The sequence below is a fragment of the Bradyrhizobium sp. ARR65 genome, assembly GCF_000472385.1.
Taxonomy (GTDB): Bacteria; Pseudomonadota; Alphaproteobacteria; order Rhizobiales; family Xanthobacteraceae; genus Bradyrhizobium.
On the sequence record NZ_AWZU01000004.1, the window covers coordinates 132,659 to 147,654 of the forward strand.

11 protein-coding genes are annotated in these 14,996 nt (G+C 63.9%); 4 read left to right on the plus strand and 7 right to left on the minus strand.

Features of this window, described 5'->3' with window-relative positions:
• Positions 1–21: 21 nt before the first annotated feature.
• The gene (locus F758_RS49325; protein WP_157449888.1) at positions 22–177 is read left to right on the plus strand and encodes a hypothetical protein; all 156 of its coding nucleotides are present in this window, start codon (positions 22–24) and stop codon (positions 175–177) included.
• 493 nt (positions 178–670) lie between these two features.
• Here F758_RS49325 and greA read toward each other — a convergent pair whose 3' ends face one another.
• Complete coding sequence (greA, locus tag F758_RS0106965) at positions 671–1,153, minus strand: transcription elongation factor GreA (RefSeq protein WP_024507185.1); 483 nt, start codon at positions 1,151–1,153, stop codon at positions 671–673.
• A gap of 272 nt (positions 1,154–1,425) precedes the next feature.
• On the minus strand, positions 1,426–2,700 hold the full coding sequence (locus F758_RS0106970) for a tyrosine-type recombinase/integrase (RefSeq protein WP_157449889.1): 1,275 nt from the start codon (positions 2,698–2,700) through the stop codon (positions 1,426–1,428).
• A 387-nt stretch (positions 2,701–3,087) separates the two neighbouring features.
• On the opposite strand from F758_RS0106970, the gene F758_RS0106975 reads away from it, so the two are divergent.
• Both F758_RS0106975 and F758_RS0106980 read left to right on the plus strand, forming a co-directional pair.
• Positions 3,088–4,551 (plus strand): sensor histidine kinase, encoded by a 1,464-nt coding sequence (locus F758_RS0106975; RefSeq protein ID WP_024507187.1) that lies wholly within the window; start codon positions 3,088–3,090, stop codon positions 4,549–4,551.
• On the plus strand, positions 4,548–7,511 hold the full coding sequence (locus F758_RS0106980; protein WP_024507188.1) for a bifunctional [glutamine synthetase] adenylyltransferase/[glutamine synthetase]-adenylyl-L-tyrosine phosphorylase: 2,964 nt from the start codon (positions 4,548–4,550) through the stop codon (positions 7,509–7,511). The genes F758_RS0106975 and F758_RS0106980 overlap by 4 nt, the downstream gene beginning before the upstream one ends.
• Positions 7,512–7,662: 151 nt before the next feature.
• Here F758_RS0106980 and F758_RS0106985 read toward each other — a convergent pair whose 3' ends face one another.
• From F758_RS0106985 to F758_RS0107005, 5 genes are read right to left on the minus strand one after another with little or no spacing between them, the layout of a single operon-like run.
• Positions 7,663–7,875: a formate dehydrogenase subunit delta gene (locus F758_RS0106985; RefSeq protein WP_024507189.1), complete on the minus strand. Its 213-nt coding sequence runs from the start codon at positions 7,873–7,875 to the stop codon at positions 7,663–7,665.
• Positions 7,865–8,695, minus strand: a complete 831-nt coding sequence (gene fdhD / locus F758_RS0106990; RefSeq protein WP_024507190.1) for a formate dehydrogenase accessory sulfurtransferase FdhD — start codon at positions 8,693–8,695, stop codon at positions 7,865–7,867. Before fdhD ends, F758_RS0106985 begins: the two co-directional genes overlap by 11 nt.
• A 3-nt stretch (positions 8,696–8,698) precedes the next feature.
• Positions 8,699–11,578, minus strand: coding sequence for a formate dehydrogenase subunit alpha (gene fdhF / locus F758_RS0106995; RefSeq protein ID WP_024507191.1), 2,880 nt, complete (start codon positions 11,576–11,578; stop codon positions 8,699–8,701).
• Positions 11,579–11,588: 10 nt separating this feature from the next.
• Positions 11,589–13,145: a formate dehydrogenase beta subunit gene (locus F758_RS0107000; protein WP_024507192.1), complete on the minus strand. Its 1,557-nt coding sequence runs from the start codon at positions 13,143–13,145 to the stop codon at positions 11,589–11,591.
• Positions 13,142–13,618, minus strand: a complete 477-nt coding sequence (locus tag F758_RS0107005) for a formate dehydrogenase subunit gamma (protein ID WP_024507193.1) — start codon at positions 13,616–13,618, stop codon at positions 13,142–13,144. Before F758_RS0107005 ends, F758_RS0107000 begins: the two co-directional genes overlap by 4 nt.
• A gap of 246 nt (positions 13,619–13,864) precedes the next feature.
• Between F758_RS0107005 and F758_RS0107010 the strand changes: the two genes are divergently transcribed.
• A complete protein-coding gene (locus tag F758_RS0107010) occupies positions 13,865–14,761 on the plus strand; it encodes a LysR family transcriptional regulator (RefSeq protein ID WP_024507194.1) in 897 nt (298 codons plus the stop codon).
• Positions 14,762–14,996 lie beyond the last annotated feature (235 nt).

Here is a 14,996-nt window from a genome sequence, read left to right on the forward strand (position 1 = left end):
GGGGCGAACACTGCCGACGTCATGCTCGGCACCATGGCAGGCGTCGCGAGCGGCGAGGCCTTGGTCGGGGGACATCGCGGCAACGTCTTCATCGAGGAGACCGTTGTGCGCGACGACTTCGGAAGCAGCGGCGGCTTCGTGTGCGACAGTAGCCCGGCCGATGACACCGTGCTTTGATATGACCTGGGGCGGCGACGATCAGAGCTAACCCCTCTGATCATTTCTTCACTTTCTCCTCGGCGACGTCGCACGCTCAACAATAGGGGCGGCCTTACTAACGCCAGGCCGGTTTGACGACACCTTTCTCCGCCAGGCGTTATCGAAGGTCGGCTGCAGGCGAAGAGCAATCGTGAGACCTGATGTCGGACCAGAAGGGCGTGGCACGACCTTCCTGCCCAGTCGGCTTCGGAAATCCAGGGCGCGTCTCTGCAACGCGACGGCGATCGAGTCGTCTACGTCAGCAAACGCGGCGAGGGGCCGCTTAGAAATATTAATGACTTCCTCGACTTTCTGGACGAGTAATCGCAGCCAACACAGAGTCCAAGTCAGATTTGATTCAACTGGCACAGAATCGGTTTGGAGCCGTTTATTCCCTTGCTGCGTTCCCTTTGTTGCGTGTGTAGTCTGCGCCAGTCCAACGCTTCCAGGAGCTCGCGGCGGAGTGTCCCTTTCAGGAAATCTCGATGATTTCAATCTCCTGACCCGATGTTTCGACCACATCCCCAAGTGCCTTGCCCATGAGAGCCCTCGCTACGGGTGAAACGTAGGAAATCGTACCCGCTTTCGGATCTGCTTCGTCCTCGCCGACAATACGGTATTTCTGGACACGTCCGTCGGCACGACTGAATGTCACGGTACTTCCGAAAGAAACGGCATCGATCGATGTAGGATCGGGAACGACCCGTGCGGTCCGAACTCTCGCCGCGAAATACCGCGCGTCCCGCAAAGGAACGGCTCCCTGCCGCCGCCGTTCGTTTACGTCCTCGATCTTCTGCGCCGCTTCGTACGCCTCCTGGGCCTGTTGGAGTTGGCGCTCTAGCGCTTGCAAACCTGCGGCAGTGACGAGATTGGGGTTAAGTGAGATGGGCCGGTCGGGCAGCAGGGTCTCAGATGCCGTTTCGGCACTTTCTTCCTTGGTGAATGCGACGCTCAACTTCGGAACTCCTGAACTGATCACATATCATGAGCAATGGCGGTAGGACGAGCATACTGCGAGGATGATCCTCCTCCTGTAGGATACAGAGGACCTATATTCGTGCTGAAAACCGAGTTAAAGCGTTGAGGATTTCCAGTCCTGGTGACGACGCGAGTGCGCATTATGGCATCGTGGAGATCGGATACCGAGAACGGGTGATCCCGCAGACCTCCCGATGATGACCGGGTCTTGTACAGGATGTGGATCGTTGGGCGCTGGCCTCTCTTTCTTCAAGCGGCTGACTTGACCAGCCTGAGTTCGGGCTTCTCCTCAGGCGCAGATTTCGGCTTACGCTTGGGCTTGATGTAATCCGCCCACGCTTGTAGCGCGATCCGGCGCCGTTCGATCATCTCTGCGGTCCAGTACGACAATTCACTCTCATCGCCGACGCGATGCGACAGGCAGTGCTCCAGCACTTCGCGGCGGAAGTTGTGCTTGACGCTTTCGCCGCCCCAGTTGCGGAAGGTCGAGCGCATGCCGTGCATCGTCGCCCTGAACCCGGCCCGCTTGATGCAGCCCGCCAGCGCGTTGGCATAAAACGGCTGGTGCTCCGCGACTTTATCGGACGGGAACACATAGCGACCAGTGCGCGGCATTGACCTGATGACCTCGATGGCCTGATCCGACAGCGGCACCAGATGATCTTTCGGGTCCGCCTCGCCCTTGACCTTCATCTTTGCGGCTGGAATCGTCCATTGCTTCTTGTGGAAGTCGATCTCGTCCCATTCCATCAGCCTGATTTCCTGCGAGCGGGCCACCGTCAGGATACCGACTTCGGTGCAGCGGGCCGACACGCCCGTATCATAGCTCAGCGCGGCCATCAGCGCCGGGGCTTTCTCATAAGGTATGGAGGCGTGACCCTTCTTGCCTCCCTTCTTCTTCCGGTTAAGCCTGCGCGGCGACGGCAGGAGCGGCTTGAGGTTGCCGCGCCAGACGGCCGGGTTGTCTCCGGTGCGCAGCTTGAGCGCCTTGGCGGCATCGAACAGCCGCTCCAGCCGCTGCCGGGTCCGATCCGCCGTGATCGGCTTGTCGAACCAGATGGTCTTGAGTGCGGCGAGGACGTGGTCGGTCTCGATCTCGTGCAGCTTCATGGCGTGCAGGAGGTTCATGTCAGCAATGGAGCGCTTCCATTGCTTCTCTTCCTCCGGGCTCTTGCCCTTGCACCAGTCCGGGTATTGGCTCTCGGCGAACTCCTTGAACGTGATCCCGGCCTTTCTTTCGACCCGCTTCTTGATGCGCGGGTCGATGCCTTTCTGCTTGAGGTCGACCCGGAACTCACGCACCCGGTCGCGTGCCCCGGAGAGGCACAGCACGTCTCTAAGATGACTGTCCTTGTCGCCGAGCTTGGCGAATTCCATGCGCTGGCGTTTGCCTTCGAGATCGGTGAAGCGGTAGGTCCAGATGCGCTCGATGGTGCCGCCCCGCTCGACCACCGACAGGAACAGGCCATGGCCGTCGCTGTGGTCGCCACATGGCAAAGATTTAAGTTTTGCCGGGTTTAACAAGACCTTACTCTCCAAATCGGCAATCTGGCCGTAGCGCGCCCAAAAACGATCCGTGACGGCCGAAACGAGAGTGAAATTCGGCCTCTAACCCGCAGGTGTTGGCGCGTTCTCGACCGCCTTACCAGTTGCCGTCACGGATCGATTGGGTTGCCCCCGAGTGAGACGTTTCGGCTCGATGAACCACATGATAGTATCGTCACGGATACTTTGGAAGAGGCGCGGCCCTGAACTTACCGATTTCTTACCGCGTCAGGTTCGCGCTCGGACGACAGCGGGTGATAGAGGATGATAACAAATGGAGCTAAGCCATTGGAAACGTTCACGTCACCCGATAGCGAGTGACAGGCCGTGATAGCGCGCAATCCCCTCCAAATCGGTACATGATCCGTGACGGCATTCGGTAAGCTGATCCGAACCACGGCGTTCCGGCTGACGCTGTTTTATCTTTTTCTGTTTGCCCTGTTTGCCGCCTCGCTCGTCGGCTATTTCGCCTGGAATACGCGCCGACTGATCACCGAGCAGATCACCAGCACGGTGAATGCCGAGACCGGCGAGATCACCGACATCTACAACCGCCGCGGCCTGCGCGGGCTGGTCTTCACCATAGAGAGCCGTGCGCTGCGACCCGGCTCCAATCTCTACCTCGTCACAACCCCGACGGGCCAGGCGATCGCCGGAAATGTCGGCTCGCTCGCGCCCGGCGTCATGGGGACCACCGGCTGGTCCGAGACGGCTTACCGGCGGCTCGAGGATCAGGACAGGACCGACCATCGTGCGCTGGTGCGCGTGACGGAGCTTTCCAGCGGCTTTCGCCTCTTGATTGGTCGCGATCTCGACGAACGACGGCGCATGTTTGTGATCGTCGCCAAGGCCGCCCAATGGTCGGTCCTGGTGGTCGTGGTGCTCGGCATCGCCGGCGGCATTTTCGTCGCACGGCGGGTGCTGCAGCGGATCGATGCGATGACCGGCACCACCCAGCAGATCATGGCGGGCGATCTCTCTGGCCGGCTGCCGGTCGGACGCAGCGGCGACGAACTCGATCGTCTGGCGGGGAACCTCAATGCCATGCTCGAGCGCATCGAAGCGCTGATGAAGGGATTGAAGGAAGTCTCTGACAACATCGCGCATGACCTGAAGACTCCGCTGACCCGCTTGCGCAACCGCGCCGAGGAGGCGCTGGCGAAATCAAGCTGCGAGGCCGATTACCGCGCAGCTCTCGAGCGCACCATCGAGGAGTCCGACGGGCTCATTCGCACCTTCAACGCGCTGTTGATGATCGCGCGCGCCGAGTCGGGGCAGGCGCGCGGCAACATGGATGATTTCGATGCCGCCGACGTCGCCAGCGGCATTCACGAGCTCTACGAGCCGCTGGCGGAGGAGGATGATATGAGCCTGCGGCTGAAAACCGCACCGGCGCCGCTGCACGGCAACCGCGAATTGATCAGCCAGGCGCTGGCCAACCTCGTCGAGAATGCGATCAAGTATGGCAAGCCGGTTCCCGCCAGCCAGCCGGGTACGGTGGTCAGCCTGGATGCCAAGCAAATTCTGATCGAAGCCAGGCGCGAGGGCGACCAGATCCTGCTCAGCGTCACCGATCGTGGCCCCGGAATCCCGCCCGGCGACCGCAAGCATGCTGTGGAGCGCTTTGTTCGGCTGGACTCCAGCCGCACCCAGCCTGGGTCTGGGCTCGGGCTGAGCCTTGCATCCGCGGTGGCGACGCTGCATGGCGGCGAGTTGCGCTTGGGTGATGCCCATCCCGGACTGATTGCCACGCTGGCGATACCCGCGCGCGCCGCTTTCAGTGACAGGCTTGCGGCTCAAACGCAGGATGTGCCACAGAAGGTGGCATGATCCTTACCGCGCCGGGCAATGCGGATCAGTTGAGTTTAGCCGCACGGTTCGTTGAAGGACCGTATATTGCCGCACCCGAAAAGGCCGAACAGAGACTGGCGGACTGGCTCGCCGAGCTCGAGCCGGAACAGTCGGCCGCGTTCGCGCCACTGCTCGACCACCCCTTTGCCAAACGCGTTTTACTCGGGATTGCCGAGTTTTCGCCCTATCTGTTCGACCTAGTTCGCAGCGATGCGGCGCGCCTGATCCGGCTCCTGCGTTGCAAGCCGGACCGGCATCTTGCTGCATTGATCGAGACGACTTCGGCCGAGGTCTTTGCCGCGCCCGGCGAGACCGAGGTGATGCGTTTGCTTCGCCGCATGAAGTCGGAAGCGGCGCTTCTGATTGCGCTTTGCGACATCGGCGGCGTCTGGCCGGTGATGCGGGTCACCGCAGCGCTGACCGAACTCGCGACCGTCTCGGTCCAGGCGGCGCTACGTTATCTGCTGCGGCAGGAAACCGTGCGCGGGCGCTTGTCGCCGCCCAATCCCGAACGGCCCGAGGAGGGCAGCGGCCTGTTCGTGCTGGCCATGGGTAAGATGGGGGCGGGTGAACTCAACTATTCCAGCGACATCGATCTGATCGTGTTCTTCGATCCCGCCGCACCGACCTTGGCGCGCGACATCGAGCCGCAGCCCTTCTTCGTCCGTATCACGCAGGCGATGGCGCGCCTGTTGCAGCAGCGCACCAGCGATGGCTACGTGTTCCGTGTCGATTTGCGGCTGCGGCCGGATCCCGCCTCCACGCAAGTGGCGATGTCGACGGAAGCGGCGCTGCATTATTACGAGCGGGAAGGGCGCACCTGGGAGCGTGCCGCGATGATCAAGGCGCGCGCCTGCGCCGGCGACCTTGCGGCGGGCGAAGCGATGATCGCGGAGCTTGCGCCCTTCGTTTGGCGCAAACACCTCGATTTCGCCGCGCTTGCCGACGTCCATGAAATGAAGCGGCAGATGCAGACCTACCGCCGCCAGAGCGAGATCGCCGTCGAAGGTCATAACGTCAAGGTCGGTCGCGGTGGCATCCGCGAGATCGAGTTTTTCGCGCAAACCCAGCAGTTGATCGCCGGCGGCCGTCATGGGGAGTTGCGCGTGCGTCCGACGCTGGATGCGCTGGAGGTGCTGGCCACCAGCAACTGGATCACCTTCCAGGCGCGCGACGAATTGAGCGTGGCCTACCAATTCCTGCGTCGCGTCGAGCACCGGCTGCAGATGGTCGCCGACGAGCAGACCCACAGCCTGCCGGAGGAGGTGGAAGCTGTCGAACGCTTTGCGCACTTCTTCGGCTATGACAGCCGCGAAGCCTTTGCCAAGGATCTGCTGGTTCAGCTCAATATCGTGCAGGGCCACTACGGCAAGCTGTTCGAGGCAGACGATCCCACCGGCACCGCAAAACTGCCGCCGATCGATTACGGCGCCGGGCCCGAAGACCCGCGCCTGCTCGAGCATCTGAGAACGCTCGGCTTCAAGGAGGCCGCCAAGGTGGCGGACACCGTGCGGCAATGGCTGGCAGGCGAGTATCGTGTGTTCCGAACGGAATCGACGCGAAGCGCCTTTGCCGAGTTCGTGCCGGCGCTGATGGATGGCCTGGCGCACGCGGAAGAGCCCGATCACGCGGTCGCCGCTTTCGACCGTTTCCTGCAGGCGCTGCAGCGGGGCGGCCGGCTGATTACGCTTTTGAGCCAGAACCGCGAACTGGTGGCGCTGGTCGCGCTCGTGCTCGGCGCCGCGCCTCGGCTCGGCGAGATGCTGGCCCGGCAGCCGCAATTGATGGACGGCCTGATCGATCCGCGCTTCTTCGGCGCCATGCCGGACAGGCGCGAATTGTCGATGCGGCTTGCGGCGACATTGACGGATGCGAATGCTTACGAGGAGTTTCTCGATCGCTTGCGGCTGTTCGGGCAGGAGAGCCTGTTTCTGATCGGCACACGCATTCTCTCCGGCACCGTGTCGGCGCAGCAGGCGAGCACGGCGTTTGCCGATGTTGCCGAAGGTATCGTTCATACCGTGCACGGATTGGTCACCGATCGCTTCGCGGCCCAGCACGGGCGCATCAAGGGGCAGGAGACGGCGATCCTCGCCATGGGCCGGCTCGGCAGCCGGGAAATGACTGCGTCTTCCGATCTCGACCTGATCCTGCTCTACGACTTCGACCCTGAATATCCGGATTCCGACGGCGCGAAGTCCCTGCACGGCGCGCATTACTTCGCGCGCTTCACCCAGCGGCTGATCAGCGCCTTCACCACGCGCACGAATTACGGCGTGTTGTACGAGATCGACATGCGGCTGCGTCCGTCAGGGCGCGCAGGCCCCTTGGCGTCCCACATCAAGTCGTTCGCCGAATATCAGGAACGCGAGGCCTGGACCTGGGAGCACATGGCGCTGACGCGGGCGCGGGTGATCTCGGCTTCGCCGGAGTTCCGGGCCCGGATCGAACAAGTCATTCGTACCGCGCTGACCCGGCCGCGCGACGCCGGCAGCATTGCCCATGACGTTGCCGACATGCGCCGTGCCATCGCTCAGGAGAAGGGCGAAGGCGATCATTGGGACCTGAAACATGCCGCCGGCGGCACGCTGGACATCGATTTCATCGCGCAGTACCTGCAGCTCGTGCATGCCAGCGAAAAACCCGACATTCTCGACGTCAGCACGCTGCAGGTCCTGGAGAACGCCGAACGGCTGGGCGTGTTGCCGCACGCCGAAGCGGAGGTGTTGCGCGCCGCGGCGCGGCTTTATCACGACCTGACGCAGATCCTCAGGCTGTGCGTGAGCGAGCGCTTCAGGCCTGAGACGGCCGGCGACGATCTGCTGCACGTGATGGCCCGCGCTGGCGACGCCCCGGATTTCTCCGCGCTGGAAGCGCGCGTCATGGAAACGCAGGCCGAGGTGCGACGGCTGTTCGGCGTGATCGTGGAGGGGCGATAGCGCCCACCAACCGCCACGAGCTCCCAACTATCACCGTCACCCCGCGCAAACGGCTTCGCCGTTTGCCGCTGGAGGCGCCGACGCGAAGTGGCGGCCTCGAAGGGCGACGGTTCAAGATAGGGGGTGCTTCAGTCGAAAACCGCCGCGCCAGTTACGTCTGCTTCAGCGTTGTAATCGCGTCGCGGACGTTGGCGTCGAGCCCCGCGCCGCCCTGGTCGAGATGGGCGAGAATGGCGGAGCGCATGCGCGGGTCCCAGAACTTCCTGATATGTTCGGCGATGCCCGGCACGGCCTTGTCGTGGCCCTGGCTCTGAAAGAACTTGCCGATCTGGTTGGCCATGTAGATCAGCCGGTCAGGCGACATTTTCGATCTCCCTTGCGCTGACGTCGGCGACAATTCGCTCCGGATGGGTGAAGACTTCGAAACCGTCAGCACGCGCAATACCGATGAGGGTTATTCCCGCGGCTTTCGCCATGCGTACCGCGAGCGCTGTGGGCGCGGAGACGGCGACCATGACAGGGGCGCCCAGCGCCGCCGTCTTCTGCACCATCTCGACCGAGACCCGGCTGGTCAGCAGCACCATGCCGTCGCCCGCGGAAACCTGCGCAAGCGTCAACGCGCCGCAAAGCTTGTCGAGCGCGTTGTGCCGCCCGACATCCTCGCGCAGGCTGACGATGCCGCGCGACGGCGTCCAGAACGCCGCGGCATGCACGGCGCGGGTCTCGATGTTGATCTGCTGCAGCGGGGCGATGCCTTGCATCGCCGTCATCACCTCCCGCTGTGAGAAGCGGCCGCCCTTGGCCACGACGGCGGGCGGACGCACGGCTTCCGCAATCGAATCGATGCCGCAGAGGCCGCAGCCGGTGGGGCCGGCGATCTGGCGCCGGCGTTCATTGATGAATTCGGCCCGCGCAGGGGAAAGCCACACGCGCAGCTCTATGCCATCGTCGAGTTCGATGATGTCGAGCGAAGCGATGTCTTGCGGCGACTGCACGATGCCTTCACTCAGGCTGAAGCCGATCGCAAAATCCTCAAGATCCTGCGGTGTCGCCATCATCACCGCGTAGGTGCCGCCGTTATAGGTCAGCGCGATCGCGGTCTCCTCGGGGATCGTGCGCCTGCCGCGGCAGGCGCCGTCCTCGCGCCAGACCTGTCGATCGACTGAGCGGACGGGAAGGTGCATGCGCTACTCCGCGGCTTCGACCACGGGCGCGATGCGGCGCGAGCGGCGTGCCTGTTCCTCGTACGACTTCTGCCATTCGCTCGGACCGTTCGATGGCGAGACCTGCACCGCCGTGACCTTGTATTCCGGACAGTTGGTCGCCCAGTCCGAATAGTCTGTGGTGATGACGTTGGCCTGGGTGTCCGGGTGGTGGAAGGTGGTGTAGACCACGCCCGGCGCGACGCGCTCGGTGATCAGCGCGCGCAGGGTCGTTTCGCCGGCGCGGCTCGCGAGCCTGACCCAGTCCCCGTCGCGGATGCCGCGCTGCTCGGCGTCGTGCGGATGGATTTCGAGCCGGTCCTCCTCGTGCCAGACGATGTTGTCGGTGCGCCGGGTCTGGGCGCCGACATTGTACTGGCTCAGAATGCGCCCGGTGGTCAAAAGCAGCGGGAAGCGCGGACCGGTGCGCTCGTCAGTTGCGACATATTCGGTGACGACGAACTTCCCCTTGCCGCGGACGAAGCCGCCGATATGCATCACCGGCGTTCCCTCCGGTGCCTTCTCGTTGCAGGGCCATTGCGCCGAGCCGAGCTCATCGAGCTTGGCATAGGACACGCCGGCGAACGTCGGGGTGAGCGCGGCGATCTCGTCCATGATCTCGGACGGATGGGTGTAATTCATCTCGATGCCCATCGCCTTTGCAAGCCCGATCGTGACTTCCCAGTCGGCAAGACCGTTGCGCGGGGACATCACCTTGCGCACGCGCTGAATGCGGCGCTCCGCATTGGTGAAGGTGCCGTCCTTCTCCAGGAAGGTCGATCCGGGCAGGAACACATGGGCATAGTTCGCGGTCTCGTTCAGGAAGAGGTCGTGCACGATGACGCATTCCATCGCCGACAGCGCAGCCACCGTGTGCGTCGTGTTGGGGTCGGACTGCAGAATGTCCTCGCCCTGCACATAGAGGCCCTTGAAGCTGCCCTCGATCGCGGCGTCGAACATGTTGGGAATGCGCAGGCCCGGCTCCTTGTTGAGCTTGACATTCCACATCGCCTCGAAGCTCTCGCGCACCGCATCGCCCGCGATGTGCCGGTAGCCCGGCAGTTCATGCGGGAACGAACCCATGTCGCAGGAGCCCTGCACATTGTTCTGGCCGCGCAGCGGATTCACGCCGACGCCGGGCCGGCCGATATTGCCGGTGGCCATCGCGAGATTGGCAATCGCGATCACGGTGGTCGAGCCCTGGCTGTGCTCGGTCACACCCAGGCCGTAATAGATCGCGGCATTGCCGCCGGTGGCGTAGAGCCGGGCCGCAGCGCGCAGCTCCGTCGGATCGACGCCGGTGTAAATCGCCGTGGCTTCCGGGCTGTTCTTTGGCAGCGAGACGAAAGCCGCCCAATCCTCGAACTCGCTCCAGTCGCAGCGCTCGCGCACGAAGGCCTCGTCGACGAGGCCCTTGGTGACGATCACATGCGCCATCGCGGTCAGCACGGCGACGTTGGTTCCGGGCATCAACGCCAGATGATGCTGCGCCTTGATGTGCGGCGACTGCACGAGGTCGATGCGGCGCGGATCGATGACGATGAGTTTTGCGCCTTCGCGCAGGCGCTTCTTCATCCGCGAACCGAATACCGGATGCGCGTCGGTCGGATTGGCGCCGATCACCAGGACGACGTCGGTGTGCTCGACCGAATCGAAATCCTGCGTGCCGGCCGAGGTGCCGAAGGTGGTGGCAAGGCCGTAGCCGGTCGGCGAATGGCAGACGCGGGCACAGGTATCGACATTGTTGTTGCCAAAGCCCGCGCGCACCAGCTTCTGCACCAGATAGGTCTCTTCATTGGTGCAGCGGGAGGAGGTGATGCCGCCGACGGCGTCGCGGCCGTATTTGCCCTGGATCGCCCTGAACTTGGCCGCGGCGAAGGCGAACGCCTCGTCCCAGGAGACCTCGCGCCAGGGCTCGCTGACGCTCTCGCGGATCATCGGCTTGAGGATGCGCTCCTTATGCGTGGTGTAGCCCCAGGCGAAGCGGCCCTTGACGCAGGAATGGCCGCGATTGGCCTTGCCGTCCTTGTAAGGCACCATGCGCACCACTTCTTCGCCGCGCATCTCCGCCTTGAAGGCACAACCCACGCCGCAATAGGCGCAGGTGGTGACGACGGAATGTTCGGGCTGGCCGATCTCGATGACCGATTTCTCCGTCAGCGTCGCGGTCGGGCAGGCCTGTACGCAGGCGCCGCAGGAGACGCATTCGGAGCCGAGAAAGCTTTCGCTCATACCCGGCGAGACCCGGCTGTCAAAGCCGCGCCCGGAGATCGTTAGGGCAAAGGTGCCTTGCACTTCCTCACAGGCGCGGACGCAGCGGGAGCAGACGATGCATTTGGCGGGATCGTAGGTGAAGTAGGGGTTGGATTCGTCCTTCGGCATCCAGGCCGCATTGGCCTTGCCGTGGGCTTCCGCGAAGACGTGGTTTTCGCCCTGATAGCCGTAGCGCACGTCGCGCAGGCCGACGGCGCCCGCCATATCCTGCAGCTCGCAATCGCCGTTGGCCGCACAGGTCAGGCAGTCCAGCGGGTGGTCGGAGATGTAGAGCTCCATCACGCCCTTGCGCAGCTTCTTCAGCCGCTCGCTCTGGGTGTGAATCACGAGGCCGGGCGCGACCGGGGTGGTGCAGGAGGCGGGCGTGCCCGCGCGTCCCTCGATCTCGACCAGGCAGAGCCGGCAGGAGCCGAAGGCGTCCACCATGTCGGTCGCGCAGAGTTTTGGGATCTGCGTGCCGGCCTCCATCGCCGCGCGCATGATCGAGGTGCCCTCCGGCACCGTGACGCTCTGGCCGTCGATGGTGAGCGTCACGAGGTTCTCGGATTTGGCGGGGGGCGTGCCGAAGTCGATTTCCTGGATCAGCGACATCATGATCCTCCTATTCCGCGGCCTGCAAGCGCGTGGGCGCAGGACCGAAATCTTCCCTGAAATGTTTCAGCGCGCTCATCACTGGGTAGGGCGTGAAGCCGCCGAGCGCGCAGAGCGAGCCAAATTTCATGGTGCTGCAGAGATCTTCAACCAGCGCGATATTCTCCGCGACACGCTCGCCACGGCGGATCTTCTCGATCGTCTCGGCGCCGCGGGTCGAGCCGATCCGGCAGGGCGTGCACTTGCCGCAGGATTCAATCGCGCAGAACTCCATCGCAAAGCGCGCCTGCTTGGCCATATCGACGCTGTCGTCGAACACGACGATGCCGCCGTGCCCGATCAGGCCGTCGCGGGCGGCGAACGCCTCGTAGTCGAATGGGGTGTCGAACAGCGCCCGCGGGAAATAGGCGCCGAGCGGTCCGCCGACCTGCACCGCGCGTACCGGGCGGCCGGTGAGGGTGCCGCCGCCGATGTCGTCGACCAGCTCGCCGAGGGTGATGCCGAAGGCAGTCTCGAACAGACCGCCGTGTTTGATGTTGCCGGCGAGCTGGATCGGCATCGTGCCGCGCGAGCGGCCCATGCCGAAATCGGCGTAAGCCTTGGCGCCCTGATCGAGAATGAACGGGATCGCCGCGAACGACAGCAGATTGTTGACCACCGTGGGCTTGCCGAACAGGCCGTGATGCGCAGGCAGCGGCGGCTTGGCGCGGACGATGCCGCGGCGCCCTTCCAGGCTCTCCAGCAGCGAGGTCTCTTCGCCGCAGACATAGGCGCCGCCGCCGACGCGGACTTCGAGGTCGAACGTGTAATTGGAGCCGGCGATCCGTTCTCCGAGCAGCCCGGCGCGCCGGGCAACCGCGATCGCCTCGTTCATCGCAGCGATGGCGTGCGGATATTCGGAACGGCTGTAGATATAGCCCTTGATCGCGCCGACCGCGATGGCCGCGATCGTCATGCCCTCGATCAGCACGAAGGGATCGCCTTCCATCAGCATGCGGTCGGCAAAGGTGCCGCTGTCGCCTTCGTCGGCGTTGCAGATGACGTATTTGCGGTCCCCGCTCGCCTGCGCCACGGTCTTCCACTTGATCCCGGTCGGGAAGCCGGCGCCGCCGCGGCCTCGCAGGCCGGACGCCGTCACCTCAGCGATGATGGCGTCAGGGGTGAGCGTCAGCGCCCGCTGCAATCCCTTGTAGCCGTGATGCGCGCGATAATCGTCCAGCGAGCGCGGATCGACGATGCCGCAACGTGCAAAGGTGAGGCGTGTTTGCCGTTTCAGCCAGAGGATTTCTTCCGCAAGGCCAAGCCGCAAGGCGTGAGGGCCGTCGCCGACCATCGCCTCAAGCACGGAGGCCGCATCTGCCGCCGTCACGGACCCAAACGCGACGCGTCCCGCCGCTGTCGCCACCTCGACCAACGGCTCCAGCCAATAGAGGCCGCGTGAGCCGGTGCGGACGATGTCGATCGCAACGCCACGCTTGTCGGCAGCTTGCTCAAGCGCCTGTGCGACCTCGTCGGCGCCGACGGCGAGCGCGCCGGCGTCGCGGGGGACGAAAATGCGGATCGTCATTGTTGTGCCTCCGCGATCAGAGCGTCGAGGCGGGTCTGATCGAGCCGTCCGACCAGGCGGCCGTCCAGCATGGCTGAGGGCGCCGTGGCGCACAGCCCAAGGCAATAGATCGGCTCCAGCGTCACGCGGTTATCGGCCGTCGTGTTGCCGCAGGCGATGCCGAGCTTGGCTTCGGCGCGCGCGGCCAGCGCGTCGCCGCCGGCGGCCTGACAGGCCTCGGCGCGGCAGAGTTTCAGCACGTGACGGCCGGCGGGCTCTTTGCGGAAATCGTGGTAGAACGTGAAGACGCCGTAAACCTCGGCTCGCGAAAGATTGAGTGCCGCTGCGACCATCGGAATGGCCGGCTCCGGCACGTAGCCGAAAGCTTCCTGCAGGGCATGCAGGATCAGCAGCGTGGCGCCTTCGCGATTGGCATGTTCGGTGATGATTTCGGCGCCTCGCGTTTCATCCCAGGGTTCGTAAACGGCCATTATTGGGCTCTCGATGACAAATTGTGCTTCACCCACAGAGACTGAATTTGTGGGAAATATCAATAAAGCCGTCCCATGCTGCGATAGTGCAAACCGATTAATCGGGAAGTGATATTGTGTCATACGAAACCTCGATGGAAGCCGATGCAGGCCGGTGCAGGCTGCTGCCGGGCATTTGGCGTGTTGGCCCGGAAAGCGGCGTGCTATTGGTGGCAAGCAATGGGCGAGTGAGTTGCAAAGGCGTTTTTCGTGATCGACAAGCTTGAACTTCTGCTGGCGTTGGCGCAGGAGCGGCACTTCGGCCGCGCCGCCGAGGCCTGCGGCGTGACCCAACCCACGATGTCGACCAGCATCAAGCAGCTCGAGGAGATCCTCGGCGTGATGCTGGTGCAGCGTGGCTCGCGCTTCCAGGGCTTCACGCCGGAGGGCGAGCGGGTGCTGGATTGGGCGCGGCGGATCGTCGGCGATGCCCGCGCCATGCGCCAGGAGATCAACGGGCTGAAGGACAAGCTGTCAGGCGAAATCAGGATCGCGGCGATCCCGACGGTGCTTGGCATGGTCGCCTCCCTGACGACGCCGTTTCGTGCGCGTCATCCGGACGTGCGCTTCCGCATCGTGTCCTGCACCTCGGCCGATGTTCTCGGGCTTCTTGAAAATCTCGAGGTCGATGCGGGACTGACCTATATCGAGAACGAACCGATCGGCAAGGTTCGCACCATTCCGCTCTACAACGAGAGCTATCGGCTGTTGACCTCGCCGGATGCGATGTTCGGCGATCGCGACCAGGTCACCTGGAAGGAAGTCGGGCAGGTGCCGCTCTGCCTGCTGACGGCGGACATGCAGAACCGCCGCATCATCGACCGCGCGCTGCGTTCGGTCGGCGCCGAAGCCACGCCGAGCCTGACGTCGAACTCGCTGCTGGTTCTCTTCACCCATGTAAAGACCGGGCGCTGGGCCAGCGTGATGCCGGCGAAGCTTGCGGAGACGCTTGGCCTTGCGGACACCGTCCGCAGCATTCCGATCGTCGACCCCGATGTCAATTACAGCATCGGCATGGTGCTGCCGCAGCGCGACCCGATGACCCCGCTGATCGCCGCGCTGGTGAACGTCGCGCGCGAAGTCGCGCCCAAGCTGCAGTCGTCCTAGGAGCACCATTGTTTGTAGTGACGCGCGGGTACCGCTCTTTTCCGTCACCCTGAGGCGCTCGCGAAAGCGAGCCTCGAAGGGCGACGGCCCGGCTGCTGCAGCCGGGGCCGTTCATCCTTCGAGGCCGTCGCTTTGCGACGGCACCTCAGGGGTGACGGAGCAATTGAGAAAGTTTCAGCAGCGCCGCAGGCCGGATTAGCGAATCGCAATCCGCCGTCTATCCGAGGGTGAGTTA